27 protein-coding genes and 1 tRNA gene are annotated in these 26,227 nt (G+C 64.5%); 5 read left to right on the top strand and 23 right to left on the bottom strand.

Annotation, left to right across the window (positions count from 1 at the left end):
* Position 1: 1 nt before the first annotated feature.
* Entirely contained in the window at positions 2-1,045 is a 1,044-nt protein-coding gene (locus tag AC07PA_RS05600; RefSeq protein ID WP_494604709.1) for an SDR family oxidoreductase, read from the bottom strand.
* 99 nt (positions 1,046-1,144) lie between these two features.
* On the opposite strand from AC07PA_RS05600, the gene AC07PA_RS05595 reads away from it, so the two are divergent.
* The gene (locus tag AC07PA_RS05595) at positions 1,145-2,041 is read left to right on the top strand and encodes a LysR family transcriptional regulator (protein WP_494604707.1); all 897 of its coding nucleotides are present in this window, start codon (positions 1,145-1,147) and stop codon (positions 2,039-2,041) included.
* A gap of 64 nt (positions 2,042-2,105) precedes the next feature.
* Here AC07PA_RS05595 and AC07PA_RS05590 read toward each other — a convergent pair whose 3' ends face one another.
* From AC07PA_RS05590 to rpsO, 22 genes are all read right to left on the bottom strand, one after another.
* Entirely contained in the window at positions 2,106-2,579 is a 474-nt protein-coding gene (locus AC07PA_RS05590; RefSeq protein WP_494604705.1) for a DUF1178 family protein, read from the bottom strand.
* A 41-nt stretch (positions 2,580-2,620) separates the two neighbouring features.
* Positions 2,621-2,926: a DUF2818 family protein gene (locus tag AC07PA_RS05585; RefSeq protein WP_494604703.1), complete on the bottom strand. Its 306-nt coding sequence runs from the start codon at positions 2,924-2,926 to the stop codon at positions 2,621-2,623.
* Between the two features lie 21 nt (positions 2,927-2,947).
* On the bottom strand, positions 2,948-4,441 hold the full coding sequence (gene nuoN / locus AC07PA_RS05580; protein ID WP_007849150.1) for an NADH-quinone oxidoreductase subunit NuoN: 1,494 nt from the start codon (positions 4,439-4,441) through the stop codon (positions 2,948-2,950).
* A gap of 24 nt (positions 4,442-4,465) precedes the next feature.
* The gene (locus AC07PA_RS05575; protein WP_007849148.1) at positions 4,466-5,941 is read right to left on the bottom strand and encodes an NADH-quinone oxidoreductase subunit M; all 1,476 of its coding nucleotides are present in this window, start codon (positions 5,939-5,941) and stop codon (positions 4,466-4,468) included.
* A 13-nt stretch (positions 5,942-5,954) separates the two neighbouring features.
* Positions 5,955-8,009, bottom strand: coding sequence for an NADH-quinone oxidoreductase subunit L (nuoL, locus tag AC07PA_RS05570; protein WP_494604700.1), 2,055 nt, complete (start codon positions 8,007-8,009; stop codon positions 5,955-5,957).
* 31 nt (positions 8,010-8,040) lie between these two features.
* Positions 8,041-8,349: an NADH-quinone oxidoreductase subunit NuoK gene (gene nuoK, locus AC07PA_RS05565; protein ID WP_005793248.1), complete on the bottom strand. Its 309-nt coding sequence runs from the start codon at positions 8,347-8,349 to the stop codon at positions 8,041-8,043.
* Positions 8,346-9,014 carry an NADH-quinone oxidoreductase subunit J gene (locus tag AC07PA_RS05560; RefSeq protein ID WP_007849139.1) on the bottom strand — a complete coding sequence of 223 codons (669 nt, stop codon included), beginning with the start codon at positions 9,012-9,014 and terminating at the stop codon, positions 8,346-8,348. Before AC07PA_RS05560 ends, nuoK begins: the two co-directional genes overlap by 4 nt.
* Positions 9,015-9,067: 53 nt before the next feature.
* Positions 9,068-9,580: an NADH-quinone oxidoreductase subunit NuoI gene (nuoI, locus tag AC07PA_RS05555; RefSeq protein ID WP_007849136.1), complete on the bottom strand. Its 513-nt coding sequence runs from the start codon at positions 9,578-9,580 to the stop codon at positions 9,068-9,070.
* A gap of 12 nt (positions 9,581-9,592) precedes the next feature.
* On the bottom strand, positions 9,593-10,675 hold the full coding sequence (gene nuoH / locus AC07PA_RS05550; RefSeq protein ID WP_007849135.1) for an NADH-quinone oxidoreductase subunit NuoH: 1,083 nt from the start codon (positions 10,673-10,675) through the stop codon (positions 9,593-9,595).
* Positions 10,672-12,807: an NADH-quinone oxidoreductase subunit NuoG gene (nuoG, locus tag AC07PA_RS05545; RefSeq protein WP_494604697.1), complete on the bottom strand. Its 2,136-nt coding sequence runs from the start codon at positions 12,805-12,807 to the stop codon at positions 10,672-10,674. Before nuoG ends, nuoH begins: the two co-directional genes overlap by 4 nt.
* A gap of 15 nt (positions 12,808-12,822) precedes the next feature.
* Positions 12,823-14,181 carry an NADH-quinone oxidoreductase subunit NuoF gene (nuoF, locus tag AC07PA_RS05540; protein ID WP_007849133.1) on the bottom strand — a complete coding sequence of 453 codons (1,359 nt, stop codon included), beginning with the start codon at positions 14,179-14,181 and terminating at the stop codon, positions 12,823-12,825.
* Positions 14,178-14,705: an NADH-quinone oxidoreductase subunit NuoE gene (gene nuoE / locus AC07PA_RS05535; RefSeq protein WP_007849132.1), complete on the bottom strand. Its 528-nt coding sequence runs from the start codon at positions 14,703-14,705 to the stop codon at positions 14,178-14,180. Before nuoE ends, nuoF begins: the two co-directional genes overlap by 4 nt.
* On the bottom strand, positions 14,702-15,955 hold the full coding sequence (locus AC07PA_RS05530) for an NADH-quinone oxidoreductase subunit D (protein WP_007849131.1): 1,254 nt from the start codon (positions 15,953-15,955) through the stop codon (positions 14,702-14,704). Before AC07PA_RS05530 ends, nuoE begins: the two co-directional genes overlap by 4 nt.
* 27 nt (positions 15,956-15,982) lie before the next feature.
* A complete protein-coding gene (locus tag AC07PA_RS05525) occupies positions 15,983-16,591 on the bottom strand; it encodes an NADH-quinone oxidoreductase subunit C (RefSeq protein WP_494604694.1) in 609 nt (202 codons plus the stop codon).
* A gap of 9 nt (positions 16,592-16,600) precedes the next feature.
* Complete coding sequence (locus tag AC07PA_RS05520; RefSeq protein ID WP_007849129.1) at positions 16,601-17,080, bottom strand: NuoB/complex I 20 kDa subunit family protein; 480 nt, start codon at positions 17,078-17,080, stop codon at positions 16,601-16,603.
* 27 nt (positions 17,081-17,107) lie between these two features.
* Positions 17,108-17,467, bottom strand: coding sequence for an NADH-quinone oxidoreductase subunit A (locus tag AC07PA_RS05515; protein ID WP_007849128.1), 360 nt, complete (start codon positions 17,465-17,467; stop codon positions 17,108-17,110).
* A gap of 73 nt (positions 17,468-17,540) precedes the next feature.
* Positions 17,541-17,625: transfer RNA gene (locus tag AC07PA_RS05510), tRNA-Leu, on the bottom strand.
* 115 nt (positions 17,626-17,740) lie between these two features.
* Positions 17,741-18,121 (bottom strand): preprotein translocase subunit SecG, encoded by a 381-nt coding sequence (gene secG, locus AC07PA_RS05505; RefSeq protein WP_007849127.1) that lies wholly within the window; start codon positions 18,119-18,121, stop codon positions 17,741-17,743.
* A gap of 28 nt (positions 18,122-18,149) precedes the next feature.
* Positions 18,150-18,911: a triose-phosphate isomerase gene (gene tpiA, locus AC07PA_RS05500; RefSeq protein WP_494604691.1), complete on the bottom strand. Its 762-nt coding sequence runs from the start codon at positions 18,909-18,911 to the stop codon at positions 18,150-18,152.
* Positions 18,912-18,913: 2 nt separating this feature from the next.
* Entirely contained in the window at positions 18,914-19,900 is a 987-nt protein-coding gene (locus AC07PA_RS05495) for an NAD(P)H-quinone oxidoreductase (protein ID WP_494604689.1), read from the bottom strand.
* A gap of 102 nt (positions 19,901-20,002) precedes the next feature.
* Positions 20,003-22,258 (bottom strand): polyribonucleotide nucleotidyltransferase, encoded by a 2,256-nt coding sequence (pnp, locus tag AC07PA_RS05490; protein WP_007849124.1) that lies wholly within the window; start codon positions 22,256-22,258, stop codon positions 20,003-20,005.
* A gap of 208 nt (positions 22,259-22,466) precedes the next feature.
* On the bottom strand, positions 22,467-22,733 hold the full coding sequence (gene rpsO / locus AC07PA_RS05485) for a 30S ribosomal protein S15 (protein ID WP_007849123.1): 267 nt from the start codon (positions 22,731-22,733) through the stop codon (positions 22,467-22,469).
* 303 nt (positions 22,734-23,036) lie between these two features.
* Between rpsO and AC07PA_RS05480 the strand changes: the two genes are divergently transcribed.
* From AC07PA_RS05480 to AC07PA_RS05465, 4 genes are read left to right on the top strand one after another with little or no spacing between them, the layout of a single operon-like run.
* Complete coding sequence (locus AC07PA_RS05480; RefSeq protein ID WP_494604686.1) at positions 23,037-23,693, top strand: GspH/FimT family pseudopilin; 657 nt, start codon at positions 23,037-23,039, stop codon at positions 23,691-23,693.
* 56 nt (positions 23,694-23,749) lie between these two features.
* A complete protein-coding gene (pilV, locus tag AC07PA_RS05475) occupies positions 23,750-24,427 on the top strand; it encodes a type IV pilus modification protein PilV (protein WP_494604684.1) in 678 nt (225 codons plus the stop codon).
* Position 24,428: 1 nt separating this feature from the next.
* Positions 24,429-25,355, top strand: a complete 927-nt coding sequence (locus AC07PA_RS05470; protein WP_494604682.1) for a PilW family protein — start codon at positions 24,429-24,431, stop codon at positions 25,353-25,355.
* 19 nt (positions 25,356-25,374) lie between these two features.
* Positions 25,375-26,163, top strand: a complete 789-nt coding sequence (locus AC07PA_RS05465) for a pilus assembly PilX family protein (RefSeq protein WP_494604680.1) — start codon at positions 25,375-25,377, stop codon at positions 26,161-26,163.
* Positions 26,164-26,227: the final 64 nt, after the last annotated feature.

Raw genomic sequence — 26,227 nt, 5'->3', positions numbered from 1 at the left:
GTTATGCGCCATGGTGTGCTCCCCAGGCCCGTGCCGCGCCCGCCGGCGAGAGCACCTGGGCATTGGGGGCTGGCAGGAGGCACCCGAGGCCCTCGAGCGTCGCCTGCACGGCCTCGTCCAGCGGCGTGTGCGGCTCCTGGCCCAGCACCGCCTTCAGGCGCGCGTTGTCCATGGCCACCGGCTGGCGCCACAGGTAGCGCATCTCCAGCAACTCGCGCAGGGTCGGCACGAACGGCGCGGCCAGCCGCACCAGCCACCAGGGGAAGGCGCGCACCTTGGGTCGCTTGCCGCTGCGGCGCTGCACCACGCGGCCGATCGCCGCAGCCATCTGCGTGCCGTCCGCGTCCCAGTGCCCGGCCATGTGAAAGGTGGCAAACGGCTGCAACTGCGCGCGGCGAGCCAGCAGCGCGACCATGGTGCGCGCCACGTCGGGCAGGTAGGACCACTGGTGGCCCACGCCCCGGTCGCCCGGCAGGCTGACGGCGGCCACGGGCTGGCCTGGTTTGACCAGGCCTTGGGCGAACCAGCTGTTGCCGACCTGGGGGCCGAAGAAGTCGCCGGCACGCACGACGATCACCCGCGCGCCCTGCTGGCTCGCAGCCTCCAGGCGGCGCTCCAGCTCCACGCGGATGGCGCCTTTGCGGGTGGCTGGCTGCTGCGGCGAGGTTTCTGCCAGCACAGGGAATGCATCGGGCCCGTAGTTGTAGACCGTGCCGGGCAGCACGATGGTGGCGCGCTGGGCCATCGCGGCGGCCACCGTGTTGTCCAGCATGGGCAGCACCAGCTCGGCCCAGCGCAGGTAGCCCGGCGGGTTGACGGCATGCACGATGACGGAGCAGCCCTGCGCGGCGTTCAGCACGTCGTCGCGGTTCATCGCGTCGCCGCGCAGCCAGACCAGGCCGTCGCGCAACTCCTGCGCCTGTGCCAGGCCGCGCCGGAGCGCGCGCACCTGCCAGCCGGCGTCGCGCAGCTGGCGCGCCACTTCGCCGCCGATGCCGCCCGTGGCGCCGAGTACCAGGGCGATGTTCGGATGTGCGTTTTCCATGATGTCTCTCCAGTGAATTGTGTTGCGATGGGGGAATTCTGGGCGCACGAGAGAACAAAAGAAATTGCCCAACATGATTGATCAGCTATACATTTATGCATGGACAAGGAAATTGGATGGGAGCTGTACCGCAGCTTTCTGGGCGTGCTGGTGGAGGGCTCGCTCTCCGGTGCTGCACGGGCTTTGGGCATTACCCAGCCCACCGTGGGCAGGCACGTCCAGTCGCTGGAGAAGTCGCTGGGCTTTGCCCTCTTCACGCGCTCGCAGACGGGCCTGATGCCGACCGAGGCGGCCCTGGCCCTGCGCGGCCACGCAGAGGCGATGCACAGCACCGCTGCGGCGCTGCAGCGCGCGGCCGAGAGCCAGGGGACGGGCGTGAAGGGCACGGTGCGGGTATCGGCCAGCGAAGTCATCGGCGTGGAAGTGCTGCCGCCCATCGTGGCCGGGCTGCGCGAAACCTACCCAGCGCTCAGGATCGAGCTGGTGCTGACCAACCGGGTGCAGGACCTGCTGCACCGCGAGGCCGACATCGCGGTGCGCATGACCAGCCCCAAACAGGATGTGCTGGTGGCCCGCCGCGTGGGCAACGTGGAACTGGGCCTGCATGCCCACCAGCGCTATCTGGCACAGCACGGCACACCGTCACAGCCCGGTGACCTCGCAGACCATGCGCTGATCGGGTTCGACGAAGAGACGCCCTTTCTGCGCGCGGCGAGCAAGGCACTGCCGGCACTGTCGGGCTGGACGCGGCGCAACTTCTCGCTGCGCACCGACAGCGACCTGGGTCAGCTGGCGCTGCTGCGGGCAGGTTGCGGCATCGGGGTGTGCCAGGTGGCATTGGCCAGGCGCGATCCATCGCTGGTCCGGGTACTGCCCCAGCACTTCACGCTGCCACTCGAAACCTGGGTCACGATGCACGAGGACCTGCGCGACAGCCCCCGCTGCAAGGTGGCCTTCGATGCCCTGGTCACGGGACTGTCGTCCCACACGTCCTGAGCGCAGCGCCAGGGAGACTGAAACGGCTTCGCGCTGGTCCCGTGCACGCCCCGGGGGGTGCACTTCAGTGCAGGGTTTCCTTGGCCGCGACCGGCAGGGGCAGCGGCAGCACGGCAATGCCTTCATCGAGCAGTTGCGCGGCTTCGTCGGGCGTGGCCTGGCCGCGGATGGCACGCTCCTCGGTCTCGCCGTGGTGCATGCGCCGGGCTTCGTCGGCAAAGCGGTTACCCACGTCCTCGGTGTTGGCGGCGATCTTGCGCGCCAGTTCCAGCCACGCCGCCTGCAGGGCGGGCGGCAAGGCCACGGAATCCTGGCTGCCGGTGGGGGTGGTCATCGCCGGCTTTGCCGGTGCCTGTGGGGCCGGCGGCTTGGCACCGAGGTTCAGGCGCGGCGCACTCAGGCGCTTGGAAATGCCCGAATCGCCGCAGAACGGGCATTGCACCAGACCGCGCTGGTTCTGGCCCTGGAAATCGTCCTCCGAGGCGAACCAGCCTTCGAAGACATGGCCCGCGTGGCAGTGCAGATCGAGCACTTTCATGGTCGGAGGAATCGCAATGGAGGGGAAAGGGCTGCCGGCCCTCAGCCGTGGCGGCGCAGCAGGTAGCGGTACACGAAGCCAGGGAAGGCCAGGGTCAGGAACAGCGTGCCGGTGATGGCATAGAACTCCCAGCCCTGGGGAGCGATCTGCCCCGCACGGCGCTCCAGCAGCAACGCCAGGCCACCTACCAGGAAATACGCCAGCACCAGTTCCGCAATGCGGACAGGCAGGCCCTTCTTCGGCTGGGCCACCGGCCCCACCACCAGCCAGCGCTGGTTGGCAAAGGGCAGGTTGGCAGCGATGAAGGCCGCCACGATCACCAGCCAGACGGAACCGGTCAGGGACACGGGTTCGCTCCGGCCGTTCGGTCAGGTGGCCAGGGCGCGCACGACGGCCTCGGCGCACAGCGCCATCAGGCCCCCAGGCAGCAGGCCGAGCACCAGCACCAGGGCGCCGTTGATGGTGAGCACCACGCGCACGTCCACGGGGGCGGAGACGCTGGTGGCCGTGAGCGGCGCATCGAAGTACATGACCTTGACGACGCGCAGGTAGTAGAAGGCGCCGATCAGCGACATGATGACCGCGAACACGGCCAGGGCGATGTAGGCCGCCTGGCCCGAGGCCACCAGGGCCTGCAGCACCGACAGCTTGGCGTAGAAGCCGACCATGGGCGGGATGCCGGCCATGGAGAACAGGCACACGGCCATCACGGCGGCATACAGCGGGCTGCGCTGGTTCAGGCCGGCGAAGTCGGCGATCTCTTCGCTCTCGAAGCCTTCGCGGGCCAGCAGCAGGATCACGCCGAAGGCGGCCAGCGTGGTCAGCACATAGCTCACCACGTAGAACATGGAGGCGCTGTAGGCGTTCTCGACGGCGGCGGCCTCGACGTTGCCGTTGACCACGCCCGACATCAGGCCGAGCAGCACGAAGCCCATCTGCGAGATGGTCGAGTAGGCCAGCATGCGCTTGAGGTTGGTCTGGGCGATGGCCGCGAGGTTACCCACCAGCAGCGAGCCGATGGCCAGCACCGCGAGCATCTGCTGCCAGTCGATCGCCAGGGGCAGCAGGCCGTCCACCAGAAGGCGGATGGTGATGGCGAAGGCGGCCAGCTTGGGCGCGCCACCGATCATCAGCGTGATGGCCGTGGGAGCACCCTGGTAGACGTCGGGGATCCACATGTGGAAGGGCACGACGCCGAGCTTGAAGGCCAGGCCGGCCACCACGAACACCAGGCCGAACACCAGCACCTGGTGGCGGATCTGGCCGGAGTTGACGGCCTTGAACACCTGGCCGATGTCGAGCGAACCCGTGGCGCCGTAGACCATGGACAGGCCGTACAGCAGGAAGCCGCTGGCCATGGCGCCGAGCACGAAGTACTTCATCGCGGCTTCGGTCGCGGTGGCGTTGTCGCGGCGCAGGGCCACCAGGGCGTAGCTCGACAGGGTCAAGAGCTCCAGGCCCAGGTAGAGCATCAGGAAGTTGTTGCCCGAGATCATGATGAACATGCCCAGCAGCGCGAACACCGACAGCGTGAAGATCTCGCCGCCGCGCAGCATGCCGCGGTCTGCCGCGTAGGGGCGGCCATAGACCAGGGTGACCATCACGGCCACCGTGGCAAAGCACTTGAGCCAGTTGCCCATGGAGTCGCTGACCACCATGTTGCCGAAGCCGTAGAAGGTGCTGCCGGTGCTGGCATACATGGCCTGCAGGCCGGCCACCAGGGCCAGCGAGAGCATGGTCAGCACATAGGTGGCCGTGCGGCGGGGGCTGTGCACGCCCAGGTCGACCAGCGCGATCACGCAGCCCATGACCAAAAGAACGATCTCGGGGTAAATCGCTAGCCAGCTGATGTTGTCAATCATCTCGAGTCTCTCAGTTCAGTCTGGTCAGTTCAGCTTGGTCAGTGCGACATGCTTGAGCAGTTCCGCGACCGAGGTGTCCATCACGTCCGTGAAGGGGCGTGGGTACAGGCCCATGGCCAGCACGGCAATCGCCAGCAGCGCCATCACGAGGAACTCGCGGCTGTTGATGTCGGTGAGTTCCTTGACGTGGTCGTTGGCCACGGGGCCCAGGTACACGCGCTTGAACATCCACAGGGTGTAGGCGGCGCCGAAGATCAGCGCCGTGGCCGAGGCCAGGCCGATCCAGAAGTTGGCCTTGACGGCACCCAGGATCACCATCCACTCGCCCACGAAACCGGCCGTGCCCGGCAGGCCGCAGTTGGCCATGGCGAACAGCAGCGCGAAGGCCGTGAAGTTGGGCATGGTGTTGACCACGCCGCCGTAGGCCGCGATCTCGCGGGAGTGCACGCGGTCGTACAGCACGCCGATGGACAGGAACATCGCGCCCGACACGAAGCCGTGGGCGATCATCTGCACCAGGCCGCCGGAGACACCCAGGTCGTTGAAGATGAAGAAGCCCAGGGTCACGAAGCCCATGTGCGCCACGGACGAGTAGGCCACCAGCTTCTTCATGTCCTTCTGGACCATGGCCACCAGGCCGACGTAGATCACGGCGATCAGCGACAGCGTGATCATGAGCCAGGCCCATTCGCGCGCGGCGTCGGGGGCGATGGGCATCGAGAAGCGCAGGAAACCGTAGGCACCGAGCTTGAGCATGATGGCGGCCAGCACAGCGGAGCCACCGGTGGGCGCCTCCACGTGCACGTCGGGCAGCCAGGTGTGGAACGGGAACATCGGCACCTTCACCGCGAAGGCGGCGAAGAAGGCGAAGAACAGCAGGGTCTGGGCCGTCGAGCTCAGGGGCAGCTTGTGCCAGGTGGCGATGTCGAAGCTGCCGCCCGACTGGTTGTACAGGAAGATCAGCGCGATCAGCATCAGCAGCGAGCCGAGCAGCGTGTACAGGAAGAACTTGAACGCCGCGTAGATCTTGTTGGGGCCGCCCCAGATACCGATGATCAGGTACATCGGGATCAGCGTGGCTTCGAAGAACACGTAGAACAGGATGCCGTCGAGCGCACTGAACACGCCGATCATCAGGCCCGACAGGATCAGGAACGCGCCCATGTACTGGTTCACGCGCTCGGTGATGGCTTCCCACGAGGCGATCACCACGATCACCGTGATGAAGGCCGTGAGCGGCACGAACCAGAACGAGATGCCGTCCACACCCAGGTGGTAGTGCACGTTGAAGCGCTCGATCCACTCGGATTTTTCGACGAACTGCATCGCCGCCGTACCGAGCTTGAAGCCCTGGTAGAGCGGAATGGTGACCAGGAAGCCGATCACCGACCCGAGCAGGGCCAACCAGCGCACGGCGGGAGCGTGCTCGTCGCGGCCGACCGCGAGCAGCAGCGCGCCGAAGGCGATCGGCACCCAGATTGCAAGACTCAACAGACCCATTTTGTTCTTTTCCTTATTTCTTGATGAGCTGCATGAAGAAATCGCCCCAGACGAACCACGTCATCAAGGCAAACACGCCCAGGATCATCACCAGGGCATAGTGGAAGATGAAGCCCGTCTGCACCCAGCGCACCACGCCGGAGACGCTGCGCACGACCTTCCAGGAGCCGTTGACCAGCGCACCGTCGATGATGGCCTGGTCGCCGCCCTTCCACAGGCCGGTACCCAGGGCCCGTGCACCGCGCGCCAGGATGTTCTCGTTGATCCAGTCGAGGTAGTACTTGTTCTCGAACAGCGTGTAGATCGGCATGCAGATGCGCTTGATGGCCGCCGGCAGCGCCGGGTTCACCATGTACATGTAGTAGGACAGGGCCACACCGGCCACGGCCAGCCAGAACGGTGCGGTCTGCAGGCCGTGCACGGCCATGGCCACGGGGCCGTGGAAGATCTCGGCCAGCTTGGCCATGGCGGGGTGCTTGGCCGCGTCGACAAAGATCACGTCCTTGAAGAAGTCGCCGAACAGCATGGGCTGGATGAACAGGAAGCCCACCACCACCGAAGGAATCGCCAGCAGCACCAGCGGCACCGTCACCACCCACGGGGACTCGTGCGGATCGTGGTGGTGGTCGTCATGGCCGTGGCCATGGTCGTCATGGTGCGCATCGTGGTGCGCGTCCGGGTTCTGGTCGTAGCGCTCCTTGCCATGGAAGACCAGGAAGTACATGCGGAACGAGTAGAACGCGGTGACGAACACACCGGCCAGCACCGCGAAGTGGGCGAAGTGCGCCGCCGGCAGGTGGCTGAAGTGCACTGCCTCGATGATGCTGTCCTTGGAGTAGAAGCCCGCGAACAGGGGCGTGCCGATCAACGCCAGCGAACCCAGCAGCGAGGTGATCCAGGTGATGGGCATGTACTTGCGCACGCCGCCCATCCAGCGGATGTCCTGGTTATGGTGCATGCCCATGATGACCGAGCCGGCACCGAGGAACAGCAGCGCCTTGAAGAAGGCGTGCGTCATCAGGTGGAAGACGGCCACCGAGTAGGCCGAGGCACCCAGCGCCACGGTCATGTAGCCGAGCTGGGACAGCGTGGAGTAAGCCACCACGCGCTTGATGTCGTTCTGGATGATGCCCAGGAAACCCATGAACAGCGCTGTGATGGAGCCGATGATCAGGATGAAGTTGAGCGCGGTGTCCGACAGCTCGAACAGTGGCGACATGCGCGACACCATGAAGATGCCGGCGGTCACCATGGTGGCCGCGTGGATCAGTGCCGAGATGGGGGTCGGGCCTTCCATCGAGTCGGGCAGCCAGACGTGCAGCGGGAACTGGGCGGACTTGCCCATGGCGCCGATGAACAGGCAGATGCAGATGACGGTGATCAGCAGCCAGTCGGTGCCGGGGAAGACCAGGCCGCCGAGCTCACCCGACTTGGCGAAGATCTCGCTGTAGTTGAGCGTGCCGGTGTAGGCAGCGATCAGGCCGATGCCCAGGATGAAACCGAAGTCGCCCACGCGGTTGACCAGGAAGGCCTTCATGTTGGCGAAGATCGCCGTGGGCTTGTTGAACCAGAAGCCGATCAGCAGGTAGGACACCAGGCCCACGGCTTCCCAGCCGAAGAACAGTTGCAGCAGGTTGTTGCTCATGACCAGCATGAGCATGGAGAACGTGAACAGCGAGATGTAGGAGAAGAAGCGGTTGTAGCCCTCGTCCTCTTCCATGTAGCCGATGGTGTAGATGTGCACCATCAGCGACACGAAGGTCACCACCACCATCATCATGGCCGTGAGGCTGTCGATCAGGAAGCCCACTTCCATCTTCAGGCCGCCCACCACCATCCAGGTGTAGAGCGTCTCGTTGAAGCGTGCGCCGTCGACTGCCACGCTCTTGAGCGTCATGGCCGACAGGATGAACGCCACCAGCACGCCCAGGATGGTCAGGGTGTGGCTCAGCCGGCGGCCGATCCAGTTGCCGCCGAAGGTCGTGCCGAAGATGCCGGCCAGCAGTGCGCCCGCCAGCGGTGCCAGCGGCACGGCCAGGAGCGTTGAAGCAGAGAGGGTTTGACTCATTCTTGAGAACCTTGGGAATACGGGTGGCTCATCAACCCTTGAGGGTGTTGAGGTCTTCCGCGTTGATGCTGGACTTGTTGCGGAACAGCAGCACCAGAATGGCCAGGCCGATGGCCGACTCGGCCGCGGCCACCGTCAGGATGAAGAACACGAACACCTGTCCGTGCATGTCACCCAGGTAGTGCGAGAACGCCACGAAGTTCATGTTGACCGCCAGCAGCATCAGCTCGATGGCCATGAGTAGCACGATCAGGTTCTTGCGGTTCAGGAAGATGCCGATCACCGCCAGCGCGAACAGCATCGCGCCCAGCGAAAGAAAATGTCCTAGGGTCAATGTCATGGCTTCTTCTCCTCGGCGGCGGGCTCTGCCGGCACTTCGGGTGCGGGCTTTTGCGTGGCGGCGACCTTCACCACTTCCAAGCGGTCGGCGGCGCGCACGCGGATCTGCTGCGATGGGTTGATGGCCTTGCTGTCCTTGCGCTGGCGCAGGGTCAGGGCGATGGCGGCGATCATGGCCACCAGCAGGATCACGGCAGCGATTTCAACGGGGTACAGGTACTGGGTGTACAAGAGCTTGCCCAGTTCCTTGGTGTTGGAGTACTGCACGACCTTGCCGGCAGCGTCGAGCACCACGGCGGCGGCCTTGGGCTCTTCCATGCCGCGGAAGCCCCCCATCAGCACGGCGGCCATTTCCAGGGCGATCAGCGCGCCCACGAAGGCGGCGAGCGGGAAATGCTTCCAGAAGCCCTTGCGCACGGAGTCGATGTGGATGTCCAGCATCATCACCACGAACAGGAACAGCACCATCACCGCGCCCAGGTACACCAGCACCAGGGCGATGGCCAGGAACTCGGCCTTGAGGAGCAGCCACACGGCCGCCGCCTGCGAAAAAGCCAGGATGAGGTACAGCACCGCGTGCACGGGGTTGCGTGCGGTGATCACCCGGAAGGCTGCAAACAGCAGCACGACCGAGAAGAGGTAGAAGAAACCAGTCTTGGCGTCCATGAATCAGGTCTTTATAGAAAGTCTGGCGACGGGATGGATGGGATCGCGACCGCTCAGCGGTACTTGGCATCCGCAGCCTTGGCTGCGGCAATCTCACCCTCGTACCGGTCACCGACGGCCAAAAGCATGTCCTTGGTGAAGTACAGGTCGCCACGCTTTTCGCCGTGGTATTCGAAGATGTGCGTCTCGACGATCGAATCGACCGGGCAGCTCTCTTCGCAGAAGCCGCAGAAGATGCACTTGGTCAGGTCGATGTCGTAGCGCGTGGTGCGGCGCGAGCCGTCGTCACGCACGTCGGATTCGATGGTGATCGCCATGGCGGGGCACACGGCCTCGCACAGCTTGCAGGCAATGCAGCGCTCTTCGCCGTTGTCGTAACGGCGCAGGGCATGCAGGCCACGGAAGCGTGGCGACAGAGGTGTCTTCTCTTCAGGGAACTGCACGGTCACCTTGCGGCGAAACGCATAGCGGCCCGTCAGGGCCATGCCCTTGAGCAGCTCCACGAGCATGAAGCTCTTGAAGAAATCCTTGAACGAGAAAGGTGCAGCAGCAACAGCAGCAGTCATGTGTGTCCCCGCTTATTTCCAGATGTTCCACGGCGAGAGCAACCACCCGCCGACGATGAGCAGCCACACCAGGGTGACCGGAATGAAGATCTTCCAGCCCAGGCGCATGATCTGGTCATAGCGGAAGCGCGGGAAGGTGGCGCGGATCCAGATGAACATGGAGACCACGACGAAGGTCTTGATGCCGAGCCAGATCCAGCCCGGAATCCAGTTGAACAGCACGCTGTCGATGGGCGACAGCCAGCCGCCCAGGAACATCAGCGCCGCCAGGATGGACACCAGCCACATGCTGGCGTATTCGGCCAGGAAGAACACGGCGAAACCCATGCCCGAGTACTCGACCATGTGGCCAGCCACGATTTCGGCTTCGCCTTCGACCACGTCGAAGGGGTGGCGGTTGGTCTCGGCCACGCCGGAGATCAGGTACACCAGGAAGATCGGCAGCAGGGGCAGCCAGTTCCAGGACAGGAACACCAGGCCCTTGTCGGCGGCCATGCCGCGGGACTGGGACATCACGATTTCGGTCAGGTTCATGCTGCCCGACACCATGATCACCACCAGGAAGCAAAAGCCCATGGCGATTTCATAGCTCACCATCTGCGCCGAGGCGCGCAGTGCGCCCAGGAAGGCGTACTTGGAGTTCGATGCCCAGCCGGCGATGATCACGCCATAGACTTCGATGGAGGTAATCGCCATCACCAGCAGCAGGCCGGCGTTGACGTTGGCCAGTGCCACGTCGGGACCGAAGGGGATCGCCACCCAGGCGGCGAGCGCCGGCATGATGGCCATCAGCGGGCCCAGCACGAACAGGCCCTTGCTGGCGGCCGCAGGCTGGATGATTTCCTTGGTCATCAGCTTCAGGCCGTCGGCCAGCGGCTGCAGCAGGCCCATGGGGCCGACCCGGTTGGGGCCGTGGCGCACCTGCATGAAACCGAGCAGCTTGCGCTCCCACAGCGTGAGGTAGGCCACCGCACCCATCAGGGGCGCGACGATCACGACGATCTTGAGCAGGATCCAGAGCACGGGCCAGGCAGCGCCCGTCCACCAGGCGAAAGGCAGGAGGTTCAGCCCGCCGTTGTACAGCGCGTCGATCATGCCGCCACTCCTTCACCGGCCGCCATGCGGGCATCGGCTGTCAATTGCAGCGAGGTGGCGCGGCGCACCAGGCCATCGAGTTGGTAGATGGAGGCCACCGCCGGCTCACCCACGGGTGCCGCAGTTGGCGGAACCTGGGCCACGGCATTGGACAGTTGCTCGGCCGGCAGCATGGCCAGCTTGCCCGCGGGGGCGTTGGTGGCACGGGCCAGCACGTCCTGCGAGGTCTCGAAGTCGAAACCGGGCACGCCGAGCACGTTGGCCAGCACGCGCAGCACCTTCCAGGCGGGACGCGTGTCGCCCAGCGGGCGCACCACGGCGTGGAAACTCTGCAGGCGCCCTTCGGCGTTGACGAAGCTGCCCGAGGTCTCGGTGAACGGGGCGATGGGCAGCAGCACATCGCTGATGTCCATGTTGGCCTTGAAGGGGCTCAGGGTCACGACCATCTGTGCCTGGCCGATGGCCGCGGCGGCTTGCGCACCGTTGGCCGCGTCGAAGGCGGGCTCGGTGTTGAGCAGCAGCACGGCCTTGAGGCCGCCGGCCAGCATCTGGCCTGCGTTCAGGCCGCTGCCCACGGGATGGGCTCCCGCGAACTGGGCACCCACGGTGTTGGCGGCTTCGGTCAGGTAGCCGACGGTGGCGCCGGTCTGCTCGCCGATCCAGTTGGCCAGGGCCAGCAGCGCTGCGGCCTGGCCATGGTGCGCGGCGGCATTGCCCAGCAGCACGGCCTTGCGCTCACCACCCAGCAGCGAGCGGGCGATGGCCAGGCTGGCCTCGGTGGCCTGGGCTGCGCCAGCCGGCGCCGCCACGTTCTTTTCCTGGGCAATGGCCGAAGCCACGGAACCAAGGGCCTGCACCCACTGGCTGGCGTCCTGCAGCAGCTGGTGCTTGATGGGCATGGCCCAGTCGCCAACGGAGGAGTCGACCACGCTCAGCTGGGCGCCGTGGCGCACGGCATGGCGCACGCGCAGGGCGAACAGCGGATGGTCCTTGCGCAGGTTGGAGCCCACCACCAGCACGCGTTGCAGCGTGGACAGGGAGGCGATGGACGTGCCGAGCCAGCGGATGCCTTCGGGCGCCGCGAACTCGGCGTTGCGCAGGCGGTAGTCGATGCTGTCGCTGCCCAGGCCGCGCACCAGGGCGGAGGCCAGGTACAGCTCTTCGAGCGTGCTGTGCGGGCTGACCAGGGCGCCGATGCTGTTGGCGCCGTGGTCGTTCTTGATGTTCTTCAAGCCGTTGGCCACGTACTCGAGCGCGGTCTGCCAGTCGACGCTCTTCCAGACGCCGCCCTGCTTGAGCATGGGCTGGGTCAGGCGCTCGTCGCTGTTGAGCGATTCGTACGAGAAGCGGTCACGGTCGGCGATCCAGCATTCGTTGACGGCTTCGTTCTCGAACGGAACGACACGCATGACTTTGTGGTTCTTGACCTGCACGATGAGGTTGGCACCGGTGGAGTCGTGCGGGCTGACGGAGCGGCGGCGCGACAGTTCCCAGGTGCGGGCGCTGTAGCGGAACGGCTTGCTCGTGAGCGCGCCCACGGGGCAGATGTCGATCATGTTGCCCGACAGCTCGGAGTCCACGGTATCGCCCACCACGGTGGTGATCTCGGAGTGCTCGCCGCGGTGGATCATCCCGAGCTCCATCACGCCGGCCACTTCCTGGCCGAAGCGCACGCAGCGGGTGCAGTGGATGCAGCGGCTCATCTCTTCCATGGAGATCAGCGGGCCCACGTCCTTGTGGAAGACCACGCGCTTTTCTTCCTCGTAGCGCGAGGAGGAACCGCCGTAGCCCACGGCCAGGTCCTGCAGCTGGCACTCGCCGCCCTGGTCGCAGATGGGGCAGTCCAGCGGGTGGTTGATCAGCAGGAATTCCATGACCGACTGCTGGGCCTTGATGGCCTTGTCGCTCTTGGTGCGCACGATCATGCCCTGCGTCACCGGCGTGGCGCAGGCAGGCATGGGCTTGGGGGCCTTTTCCACATCCACCAGGCACATGCGGCAGTTGGCGGCAATGGACAGCTTCTTGTGGTAACAGAAATGGGGAATGTAGGTGCCGGCCTTTTCGGCTGCATGCATCACCATGCAGCCTTCAGCGACTTCTACCTTCTGCCCGTCGAGTTCGATTTCAACCATATGCGTTTCTCGCGATCAGGCGGAGGTGGAAGCCTGGGGGGTCTTCTCTTGGCGGATCAGCGCTTCGAATTCCGGACGGAAGTGCTTGATCATGGCGCGCACCGGCATGGCCGCTGCGTCACCCAGTGCGCAGATGGTGCGGCCCTGGATGTTGTCTGCCACCGAATTGAGCAGGTTCAGGTCGCCATCGCGCCCCTGGCCATGCTGGATCCGGTCGATCACGCGCCACATCCAGCCCGTGCCTTCGCGGCACGGCGTGCACTGGCCGCAGGACTCGTGCGAGTAAAAATAGGACAGGCGCAGCAGGCTCTCGACCATGCTGCGGGAGTCGTCCATCACGATGACGGCGCCCGAGCCCAGCATCGAGCCGGCCTTGGCGATGGAGTCGTAGTCCAGCGTGCATTCCATGATGATGGAAGCCGGCAACACCGGGGAGGACGAGCCTCCAGGGATCACGGCCTTGAGCTGGCGGCCCTTGCGCACGCCACCGGCGAGTTCGAGCAGCTTGGCGAACGGCGTGCCCATGGGCACTTCGTAGTTGCCGGGCTTTTCCACGTCACCCGAGACCGAGAAGATCTTGGTGCCGCCGTTGTTCGGCTTGCCGCATTCGAGGTAGGCCTGGCCACCGTTGCGGATGATCCATGGCACCGCCGCGAAGGTCTCGGTGTTGTTGATGGTGGTGGGCTTGCCGTACAGGCCGAAGCTGGCGGGGAACGGCGGCTTGAAGCGCGGTTGGCCCTTCTTGCCTTCGAGCGATTCGAGCAGTGCGGTCTCTTCGCCGCAGATGTAGGCGCCGAAGCCGTGCGCGGCATGCAGCTGGAAGCTGAAGTTGCTGCCCAGGATCTTGTCGCCCAGGTAGCCGGCGGCACGCGCCTCTTCGAGCGCTTCTTCGAAGCGGTCGTAGGTCTGGAAGATTTCGCCGTGGATGTAGTTGTAGCCCACGGAGATGCCCATCGCGTAGGCCGCGATGATCATGCCTTCGATGACGATGTGCGGGTTGAACTGCAGGATGTCGCGGTCCTTGCAGGTGCCTGGCTCGCCTTCGTCGGAGTTGCACACCAGGTACTTCTGGCCAGGGAACGAGCGGGGCATGAAGCTCCACTTGAGGCCGGTGGGGAAGCCCGCACCGCCGCGGCCGCGCAGGCCCGATTCCTTGACGGTGGCGATCACCTGGTCCTGGGTGAGGCCTGCGCCTTCACCCTGGGCCAGGATCTTGCGCAGGGCCTGGTAGCCACCGCGCGCCTCGTAGTCCTTGATGCTCCAGTTCGTGCCATCGAGGCCCGCGTAGATCTGCGGTTCGATATGGCGGTCGTGAAAGCAGGTCTGGACACCGGTGGCCTGGAACTGCGAGAGTATCTGTGCGGCGGTGGTCATGCTTGTCCTTCCGCTGCCTTGAGGCCGTCGACCAGCTGGTCGAGCTTGTCATTGTCCATGAAGCTGCACATGGTGCGGTCGTTGACCAGCATCACGGGCGCATCGGCGCAGGCGCCCAGGCACTCGCACTGCTGCAGCGTGAACAGGCCGTCGGGCGTGGTCTCGCCCATGGTCACGCCGAGCTTCTTCTCGAGGTGGTGCAGCGCCTTCTGGCCGTCGCGCAGCTGGCAAGGCAGGTTGGTGCAGACGTTGAGCTTGTACTTGCCCGTCGGCTGCTGGTTGTACATGTTGTAGAACGTGGTGACTTCGTGCACCGCGATCTGGGCCATGCCCAGGTAGTCGGCGATCACGGCCTCGCTCGCGGTGCTGACCCAGCCCTGCTCCTGCTGCACGATGGACAGGCAGGCCATCACGGCCGACTGCTTCTGCTCGGGCGGGTACTTGGCGACTTCGCGCGCAAAGCGGGCGAGCGTCGCCTCGGTGATGGCGCCAGCGGTCTGGTTCTTCGCTTCGGTGTTACTCATCGGTCAATCTCCCCGAACACGATATCCATGGTGCCGATGATGGCCACGGCGTCGGCAATCATGTGGCCGCGCGCCATTTCATCGAGCGTGGCCAGGTGCGCAAAGCCGGGCGCACGGATCTTCAGGCGGTAGGGCTTGTTGGCACCGTCGCTCACCAGGTAGATGCCGAACTCGCCCTTGGGGTGTTCCACGGCGGCGTAGGCTTCGCCTTCGGGCACGTGGAAACCTTCAGTGAAGAGCTTGAAATGGTGGATCAACTCCTCCATGTTCGACTTCATGGATTCACGATCGGGCGCAGCCACCTTGTGGTTGTCGGTAATGACAGGACCCGGATTGGCGCGCAGCCAGTCCACGCACTGCTTGATGATGCGGTTGGACTCGCGCATCTCCTGCACACGCACGAGGTAGCGGTCATAGCAGTCGCCCGTCTTGCCCACCGGGATGTCGAAGTCCATGCGGTCGTAGACATCGTAGGGCTGGGTCTTGCGCAGGTCCCAGGCGATGCCGGAGCCGCGGATCATGGGGCCGGTCATGCCCAGGTTGAGCGCGCGTTCGGGCGGCACCACGCCAATGCCCACGGTGCGCTGCTTCCAGATGCGGTTGTCGGTGAGCAGGGTCTCGTACTCGTCCACGCAGCCCGGGAAGCGCTTCGTGAAGTCGTCGATGAAGTCGAGCAGCGAACCCTTGCGGTTCTGGTTCATGGCCTCCAGGGCCTTGGCGTTCTTGATCTTGCTGACCTTGTACTGCGGCATGCTGTCCGGCAGGTCGCGGTAGACGCCGCCCGGACGGAAGTACGCCGCGTGCATGCGCGCGCCGGAGACGGCTTCGTACATGTCGAACAGGTCTTCGCGCTCGCGGAAAGTGTAGATCAGGATGGTGGAGCTGCCGCAGTCATTGCCGTGCGAACCGAGCCACATCAGGTGGTTCAGCAGGCGCGTGATCTCGGAGAACATCACGCGGATGTACTGCGCGCGCTCGGGCACTTCCAGGCCCAGCAGCTTCTCGATGGCCAGGCAGTAGGCGTGCTCGTTGCACATCATCGACACGTAGTCCAGGCGGTCCATGTAGGGCAGCGACTGGATGTAGGTCTTGTGCTCGGCCAGCTTTTCGGTGGCGCGGTGCAACAGGCCGATGTGCGGGTCGGCGCGTTGCACGACTTCGCCGTCGAGCTCGAGCACCAGGCGCAGCACGCCGTGCGCTGCAGGGTGCTGCGGTCCGAAGTTCAGGGAGTAGTTCTTGATTTCAGCCATGGTGGGTCACGTGGGGCGCAGGGCGCCTTAGTGCAGGCCTCCGTACTTGTCTTCGCGGATGATGCGCGGCGTGATCTCGCGCGGCTCGATCGACACCGGCTCGTAGACCACCCGGCGCTGCTCGGCGTCGTAGCGCATCTCAACATGGCCGGACAGCGGGAAGTCCTTGCGGAAGGGGTGGCCGATGAAGCCATAGTCGGTCAGGATGCGGCGCAGGTCGTTGTGGCCGTCGAACACGATGCCAAACAGGTCGAACGCTTCGCGCTCGTACCAGTTGGCCGAATTCCAGAGGTCGGCCACCGAGGCCACGACCGGGAAATCGTCGTCGGCGCAGAACACCTTGACGCGCAGGCGCTGGTTCAGGCTGACGGACAGCAGGTGCGACACCACGCAGTAGCGCGCGCCTTCGTTGAACTCGTCGGCGTAGGCCGAGTAGTCCACACCGCACAGGTCGATCAGCTGCTCGAACTGGCAGCCGGGTGCATCGCGCAGCTGCTGCATGGCAGCCAGGTAGTCGGCGGGGGAGACCTCGACGGTGACCTCTTCGAGGGCCACATGGATCTTGCGGACCTTGTCGCCCAGCACGGCAGCGACGGTGTCCTTGATTTTTTCAGGGCGAATGGCAACAGATGTCATCGTCAACCCTCAGACACGCGCAATGGTGTTGGTGCGGCGGATCTTCTGCTGCAGCTGGATGATGCCGTAGATCAGCGCTTCGGCCGTGGGCGGGCAGCCCGGCACGTAGACATCCACGGGCACGATGCGGTCGCATCCACGCACCACGGAGTAGCTGTAGTGGTAGTAGCCGCCGCCATTGGCGCACGAGCCCATCGACAGCACCCAGCGGGGCTCCGACATCTGGTCGTACACCTTGCGCAGCGCAGGCGCCATCTTGTTGCACAGCGTGCCGGCCACGATCATCAGATCGGACTGGCGGGGGCTGGCACGGAACACTTCGGCACCGAAGCGGCCGATGTCGTAGCGCGCAGCCGCCGCGTGCATCATTTCGACAGCGCAGCAGGCCAGACCGAACGTCATGGGCCACAGCGAGCCGGTTTTGGCCCAATTCACCACGGAGTCATAGCTCGTGGTGATGAAGCCTTCCTTCATCACGCCTTCAATCATTGCATCAGTCCTTGTTGAAGCCCGCTGTCATTCCCAATCGAGGGCGCCCTTTTTCCACTCGTAGGCAAAGCCCACGACGAGGATCGTCAGGAAGATCACCACGGCAACGAAACCGGCGGCACCCACCTCGTGGAGCGTGACCGCCCACGGGAAGAGAAACGCGATTTCGAGGTCGAACAGGATGAAGAGAATGGCGACGAGGTAGTAGCGCACGTCGAACTTCATGCGCGCATCCTCGAAGGCTTCAAAGCCACACTCGTAGGGAGAATTCTTGGCGTCGTCCGGGCGGTTGGGACCGAGGACATATCCGATGACTAGGGGCACCACGCCAACGGCGATGCCGACCAGGATGAACAAGAGGACGGGGAGGTACTGATCGAGGTTCATCTGGAGGATGTGCTCACCGCTGTGGCCTGGCCCGACATGACCCTTGCTGGGTCATGCGGGGAGGCCTTTGTTTTGGTGCCGTCGGCGAGACTCGAACTCGCACAGCTTTCGCCACTACCCCCTCAAGATAGCGTGTCTACCAATTTCACCACGACGGCTGGATGTATGTGCCTGGATGGCATGAGGAACCTTGCGGTTTTGGCTTTCCAGACAATCCAGGATTCTACTCCGTAAAAACCCTGCTCTGCAGTTCAGGGCCCAAATTAGTGCAGATTATTTGGTCGGGATCTGTGCCGCGCCGGACGCCGGCACCACGGGCACAGGAATCACCGCAGGGGCTGCACCCGATGCCGCAGACGCTGGCGCGGGCGAAGTCGCTGCTGGCGCTTCGAGCACGCTGCCAGAGCTGGCGGGGCGCGCATTGCCGAAGTATGCCAGAGCCAGCGTAGCGGCAAAGAACACTGCCGCCAGCACCGCCGTGGTGCGCGACAGGAAGTTGGCACTGCCGCTGGCGCCAAACAGGCTGCCCGAGCTGCCGCTGCCAAAGGCAGCACCCATGTCGGCACCCTTGCCGTGCTGGATCAGGATCAACCCGATCATTCCCAGGGCGGTGAGCATCTGCACCGCCAGAACCACGTTCACGATCACATTCATTCTCTGTTTACTCCTGATTTGAATAGCTTCAGGCGCGGCCCGCAGAGGCCGCACCCATGATCTGCAAGAAATCGCCGGCCTTGAGCGAGGCACCGCCCACGAGACCACCATCGATGTCGGTTTGCGCCAGCAGTTCGGCCGCATTCGCGGCATTCATGCTGCCGCCATACAGCAGGTGCACGCGGTCGGCGTGCTCGCTGGCTGCGGCCAGCTGCGCACGCAGCACTGCGTGCACGGCCTGGGCCTGCTCGGGCGTGGCCGTGCGGCCGGTGCCGATGGCCCAGACCGGCTCGTACGCCACCACGATCTCGCTGATGCAGTGGCCATTGAGGTGGATCACTGCAGCCAGCTGGCGCTTGACGACCGCCTCGGTTTCGCCGGCATCGCGCTCGGCCAGGGTTTCACCCAGGCAGACGATGGGCGTGACGCCCAGCGCCAGCGCGCGCTGCGCCTTGATGGCCACGACGGCATCGGTTTCGCCATGGTACTGGCGGCGCTCGGAATGCCCCACGAGCACATAGCGGGCACCGAACTCCTTGAGCATGGCGGCCGACACCTCGCCGGTGTAGGCGCCCTGCTCGTGCGCCGACACATCCTGGGCCGCCAGGGCGATGCCCGAGCCGGCCACCAGGGCCTGCACCTGCGCCAGATAAGGCGCCGGAACGGCCACGGCAACATCGCACTGCGGCGCGGCCGAGGCCACACCCTGCAGTAATGCCTGCAGCAATGCCTCGTTGGCGGCCAGGCCGCCGTTCATCTTCCAGTTGCCTGCGATGAGCTTCTTTTTCATGTTCACCACGTCAAAACAATCTTGCCAACATGCTGGTTGGATTCCATCAGGGCATGCGCCTTGGCCGCATCGACCGCAGCGAAGGTGCTGTGGATGACCGGACGCACCGTACCCGCCGCCAGCAAGGGCCACACCTGCTCGCGCAGCGCGCGGGCAATGGCCCCCTTGAAGGCCACCGAGCGCGGACGCAGGGTGGAGCCGGTGATGGTGAGCCTGCGGCGCAGCACCAGGCCGGCATTCACCTCGCTCTTGACCCCGCCCTGCACGGCGATGATGACGATGCGGCCATCCTCGGCGAGGCACTCGACCTCGCGCGCGACGTAGCCGCCAGCCACCATGTCCAGCACCACATCGACGCCCTTGCCGTCGGTGATGCGCCTGGCCTCCACCACGAAGTCCTGCGACTTGTAGTTGATGGCATGGTGCGCACCCAGATCGAGGCAGGCCTGGCACTTTTCGTCGCTGCCCGCCGTGGCGATCACCGTCGCGCCAAAGGCGCGCGCCAACTGAATGGCCGTGACGCCGATGCCGCTGGTACCACCCTGCACCAGCAGGGTTTCACCCGCCTGCAGGCGGCCACGATCGAAGACATTGCTCCACACCGTGAAGAAGGTCTCGGGCAGCGAGGCCGCCTCGACATCGCTGAACCCGGCAGGCACCGGCAGGCACTGCTCGGCGGGCGCCACACACCACTGGGCATAGCCGCCACCGGCAACCAGCGCACAGACACGGTCGCCAATCGCCAGGCCCGAGCGGGCCAGGGCATCGGCATCCCCTGCCTGCACCACGCCCGCCACTTCCAGACCCGGAAGGTCGGAGGTACCGGGCGGAGGCGCGTAGTGGCCCATGCGCTGCAGCACGTCAGGGCGGTTGATGCCGCTGGCGCCCACGCGGATCAGCAACTCGCCCGCAGCCGGTACGGGCACAGGGCGCTCGCCCAGGCGCAGCACTTCGGGCGCGCCGAACGAGGAAATCTCCACCGCTTGCATAGGATGGTCCGTGGTTGATGGCATGGATATCACCGGTCTTGACCGCCGCCCGCGGCAGGCCGCTGCAAGCGACCCACCCGGTGGCGGCAGCCAAGGCGGCAATCAGCCGTTCGCCTGGCCCGATGCGTCGTCCGACGGCAGCGACTGCTGTTGTTGCTGCTGCTGTTGCTGGTCGACCGGCTGGCGATCGCGGCCATGGTCGCGGCGCGGCTCGCGGTCACCACGCTCTGCAGGCGCAGGGCGGTCGCTGAAACCACCACCCGCAGGGCGGTCGGCCAGGGCCTTCATGGACAGCTTGACGCGGCCCTTTTCGTCGGTCTCCATGACCTTGACCTTGACGATCTGGCCTTCGGTCAGGTAGTCGCCGACGCGCTCGACGCGCTCGTGCGCGATCTGGCTGATGTGCAACAGGCCATCCTTGCCGGGCAGCAGATTGATCAGAGCACCGAAGTCCAGGATCTTGGTCACGGGACCTTCGTAGACCTTGCCGATTTCGACCTCGGCCGTGATCTGCTCGATGCGGCGCTTGGCTTCGTCGGCCTTGGCGTTGTCGGTGGCGGCGATGGTGATGGTGCCGTCTTCCTCGATGTTGATCTGACAGCCGGTCTCTTCGGTCAGCGCACGGATCACGGAACCACCCTTGCCGATCACGTCACGGATCTTCTCGGGGTTGATCTTCATCGTGTAGAGCTTGGGCGCGAAGTTGGACACTTCGGTCTTGGCTTCACCCATGGCTTCCTGCATCTTGCCCAGGATGTGGATGCGCGCCTCCTTGGCCTGGGCCAGGGCGACCTGCATGATTTCCTTGGTGATGCCCTGGATCTTGATGTCCATCTGCAGCGCGGTGATACCGGCAGTGGTACCAGCCACCTTGAAGTCCATGTCACCCAGATGATCCTCATCACCCAGGATGTCGGTCAGCACGGCAAAGCGGTTAGCGTCCTTGATCAGGCCCATGGCGATACCGGCCACGTGCGCCTTCATGGGCACGCCGGCGTCCATCATCGACAGGCAGCCGCCGCAGACCGAGGCCATGGACGAGGAGCCATTGGATTCGGTGATTTCCGACACCACGCGCATGGTGTAGGGGAATTCTTCCTTGGTCGGCAGCACGGCCACGAGGGCACGCTTGGCCAGGCGGCCGTGGCCGATTTCGCGGCGCTTGGTCGAGCCCATGCGGCCCACTTCGCCGGTGGCGAAGGGAGGCATGTTGTAGTGCATCATGAAGCGGTCTTCGTACTCGCCGGCCAGGGCATCGATGCGCTGGGCATCGCGCTCGGTACCCAGCGTGGTCACGACCAGCGCCTGGGTTTCACCACGCGTGAACAGGGCCGAGCCGTGGGCACGGGGCAGCACGCTGTTGCGGATCTCGATGGGGCGCACGGTGCGCGTGTCGCGGCCGTCGATGCGCGGCTCACCGGCCAGGATCTGGCTGCGCACCAGGCGCGCCTCGATGTCGAACAGCATGCCTTCGACCTTGACGGCGTCGAATTCCACGCCTTCGGCCTTGAGGCCGGCCATCACGGCAGCGTAGGCTTCGCGGCAGGCTTGCGTGCGGCTTTGCTTGTTGCGGATCTGGTAGGCGGCGGCGAGCTTGTCGTCGGCCAGGGCGCCAACCTTGGCGATCAGGGCCTCGTCCTTGGCGGGGGCTTGCCAGGTCCATGCGGGCTTGCCAGCGTCGCGCACCAGGTCATGGATGGCGTTGATGGCCACATTGCCCTGCTGGTGGCCGAACACCACGGCGCCGAGCATGATTTCTTCGGACAGCTGCTGGGCTTCGGATTCCACCATCAGCACGGCGGCTTCGGTACCTGCCACCACCAGGTCCATCTGCGAGCTCTTGCGCGCGGTCTGACCGGGGTTCAGCACGTATTCGCCATTGATGTAGCCCACGCGCGCGGCGCCGATGGGGCCAGTGAAAGGGATGCCGGAGATGGCCAGGGCGGCGCTGGTAGCGATCAGGGCGGCGATGTCGGCGTCGACTTCAGGGTTCAGCGACACGGTGTGGATCACCACGTGCACTTCGTTGAAGAAGCCCTCCGGGAACAGCGGGCGGATCGGGCGGTCGATCAGGCGGCTGGTCAGGGTTTCGTGTTCGCTGGGCTTGGCTTCGCGCTTGAAGAAGCTGCCGGGGATCTTGCCTGCGGCGTAGGTCTTCTCGATGTAATCCACCGTCAGGGGGAAGAAGTCCTGGCCGGGCTTGGCCGACTTGGATGCCACCACGGTGGCCAGCACCACGGTGTCGTCGATGTTCACCAGCACGGCACCGGAGGCCTGGCGGGCGATTTCGCCCGTTTCCATGATGACGGTCTTGTCACCCCATTGGAAGGTCTTGGTGACTTTGTTGAAAATGCTCATGTTCAGCTCCTTTTGTTGTAGCTGGCAGCACAGTGCCAGCCTGGCGTGGAGGGCAATTCAGAACACGATGCCATTCCAGCGGACCTGCCCCTGCGCGCGGTGGCGGCAGGCCCGTTGGAATGACACAGCTTCGCTCTGTTTTGCGGCTCCGAAGTAAAAAACGCCTGAGCTAGCGGACTAACCCAGGCGTTTTGGCATGCAATCGGGATTACTTGCGCAGACCCAACTTGGCGATCAGGGCCGTGTAGCGTTCAGCGTCCTTGGCCTTGAGGTAGTCCAGCAGCTTGCGACGACGGCTCACCATGCGCAGCAGGCCGCGGCGACCGTGGTGGTCCTTGGCATGCGTCTTGAAGTGGGGGGTCAGTTCGTTGATGCGGGCCGTCAGCAGGGCCACTTGCACTTCTGGGCTACCGGTATCGTTGGCAGCACGGGCGTTGGCCTTGACGACTTCGGCCTTGATGGAGGATGCGATCATTTGGTTTTTTCCTTGGATGGGGGCTGCAGCAGAACGCCGAAGACCCCGGTTTTTACTTGCGCCACCCGCTGGAAAGGCCGGTGGCGTGCGTCTTGCACCATGCAAAACCATCGAATTATAGCCTGCACCCAGCAAGATGGGTCTTTTTGGCTTGCCGAAGCCCGCGGGGGCACCCAGAATGCACCCAAGAGGCGAAGTCCTCGCCAGCCCTCCTCCGTTTGCTGCACCGCTTTTTGGCCGCTCGTCCCGGCTTCCACGCCACTGGTCAGCACACTATGGCCACGTCACATCCGGTCACCTAATATGAAAATCATGCAAGCACCCAGCCTTTCCCGTTGGTCAGAAATCCGCACACCCGGCGGAGCCGCACACCCCAGCGGTGGTTTCACGGCTATTGAGCTTATGGTCGTCGTGGCCATTGTGGCAATCTTGACTGCGCTGGCGGGTCCCAGCTTTCGGCCGCTCATCGAGCGCTGGCGGGTGCGCGACGTGTCCGAGAGCATGACTTCCACCCTGTATTTAGCCCGCTCGGAAGCCATCAAGCGCAACGGCAACGTCATCATCCAGAAGAATGACTCCAACAGCACCAACGCCCCCAGCTGCACCAATGGCGGCGGTCCGACGCAGTGGGGCTGCGGCTGGTTCGTGTTTTTCGATGTAGACGCCGACGGTGTTTGGGATGGCTGCAACCCCGCAGTCACACCCAACGAATGCCCCTTGCAAAGTGTGCAGGACCCCACCCGGATTGCGGTCAACCTGACCGGCAACACCACAGGCAAGATCGTCATCGACCGCTGGGGAATGGCCTCGCACTCCACGGGCCCTGGAGCCGGCGCTCCCACCAACCTGTTCTTCGAGGTCATGCCCCAAGGCAAGACCATCACCGATAGCAACGCGGCCCGCCTGTGCATAGGCATAGGGGGGCGGATCGTGCGCAAGAAAGGCAGCGAAACATGCTGAAAGCGCCACCCATCCCTCAATGCCTGAAAACCCGCTCCGGACACCGAGGACTCTCCATGCGCCCCGCAAACCTCCCACCCCACGATTCCCAGCGCGGCGTCAGTCTGATCGAGTCCCTGGTCGCCATCGTCGTCATGTCCCTGGGCATCCTGGGCATCCTGGGCATCCAGATGCGCACGCTCACCGACACATCGACCTCGCTGCGCCGGGCACAGGCCATCCGCCTGATCGAAGATCTCGGTGAACGGATGAAGATCAATCCCAATGGCCTGGCAAATATCGATGCCTATGTCACGACCTTTGCGGCAACTCCGACAGTGACCAGTTGCGCCTCCAGCTGTACAAACACCCAGTTGGCCACTTACGACGTGGGCGTATGGAAAAAGGCAGTCCGGGACAATCTTCCATTGGGCAAGGCAAGCATCTTCATCCCTCCGGCGGAAAATGCCGCAAGCGGCACCCCCGCAGGGCAACGGCGCCAATTGGGAGTGATGATTGCCTGGCGCGAAAACGAGCGCGAGATCACCAATGCGGCCGAAAAGAAAACCTACAAGGACGAAATTGACGCGACCAACGTGCGTGCCAACGATGGCTCATTGAGCGCGGGGGGAGGTGCTGCCGCAGTCTGCCCGGCCGACCACACCTGCCATTTGCAGTACATCCCCGTTGCCGCCCGCTGCGCCCCCTACGCCCCCGGTGGCAACACCACCTTGTACTACTGCCCAGGGGCCTGAAATGCTCACCAATACCACTTCTTCCGCCAACCGCCCGACAGATTGCGTCCGCGAGCAGGCTCGGCACAAAACTCGGCCACCCCGTTCACGCGGCCAACGCGGGTTCACCTTGATCGAGCTGATGGTGGGCATCACCATCGGCCTGCTGACCATTGCCGTGGCCATGGGTGCACTCATGGTTTCGCGCAGCGTGACAGGTACAGTGAGCGATACCAGCGGCCTCCAGCAGCAGGCCGCTTACGCCATGCGTGTCATTGGGTTGCAACTGCGCCAGGCAGGCTCGATACGCCTGCACATGAATCCCAGATCCCAGGTTGCGCAGGACATGTATCTTGCACCTGTGGGTTTCCAGACCACCGTACCCGCGTCAGGCAGCGCAAAAGGCTTCGACCCCAGCACGGACACGATTTCCGGCACCAATGCGCCAGCCACCGTGACCTTGGGTTATCGCCGCTTTACGGAGCCCGTGTTCAGCAGCACCGCCGAACAAACGCTGGCGCGCAATTGCGTCGGAGGCCCTGACAGCGCCAACGCCGACGAACGCCTGGAAAGCGTATTTCAACTGAATGGCAGTGACTTGCAGTGCAGCGGCAACAGTGCAGCAGCCCAACCCATCGCTCAGAACGTGGCCAACTTCCAGGTGCGCTACCTGATGCAGGACACCGTGAGCACCCTCGGCGACCCCAAGATGGCCTTCGTTGATGCAACTGGGGTGGGTGGCAACTGGCGCCGTGTGCAGGCAGTGGAAGTGTGCCTGGTGCTCTACGGCGTCGAGGCCATCGACCTGCCTGCCGGCAGCAACTACACCGACTGCAACGGCACCGCGGTGGATATGAGCACATTGACCGGCGCGCGCGCACGCCGCATGCACAGCGTGTTCCGCAACGTGTTCCAGATGCGCAGCCAGGGGCTGGTCTCTCCTATCTAAACCTTCGAGAAACGTTCCCATGCCAAGACCCCTCTTCACCAACCATCGACCACTGCAGCCACGGCAGCGAGGCGTGGCGCTGTTCGTGGTCATCGTGTTCGTCATGCTGTCCATGCTTCTGGCACTCTGGGCATCCCGCACCTCGCTGTTCAACGAGATGGTGGTGGGCAATGACGCCGACTACCAACGCGCCTTCGAGGCCGCGCAGGCCCTGCTGCAGGACGCCGAGCTCGATATCCGGCGCGAGTTTGCGGATGGCACCACGTGCACGGCAGCGACATGCCGTGACTTCGTTGCCACCGCCGACAAGATCCCATTGGACAGCGCAGAGGTCATCCCTCTCCTGGCCAATCTGGACACCCAGACCACCAAGTGCCGCTCGGGCCTGTGCACAAAACGCACGGGGCGGCAGGATTTCTGGAACTACACCAATGCGACGAGCCCCTTGCCACCGGACCTGAAGGCTGGCGAGGTCAAGCTCGAAGATATGACCCAGCCCCTGGTCGGTGCGCGCTATGGCCAGTACACCGGGGCGGCCCGCGGCAGCGTGACCTCCCCCGCCAATCCCATATTGCAATGGGATGCATCCACAGCCCCCAACCAGGGCGGTTGGTACTGGATTGAAGTACTGAACTACGACAAGGGCGCTGGCCCTGGCGTGATCGTGGACCCGGGCCAGCTGGACATCATGACCCTGAACCTCCGACCCAATGTGGCATACCGCATCACGGCCCTGGCCTACGGACGCAAGCCCAACACGATGGCGGTGCTCCAGCAGACCTATGTCCGGCAACTCCGTCCGAATTGACGCGCCACCCGCCAACACCCAACCCCAACCCCAAAGAATTGCTGTGAACATCGACTGACAGGTC

It is taken from the genome of Acidovorax sp. GW821-FHT09B03, assembly GCF_059418305.1.
The sequence above is the reverse complement of the archived record's forward strand: the minus strand, read 5'-3'. Positions and strand labels throughout refer to the sequence as shown.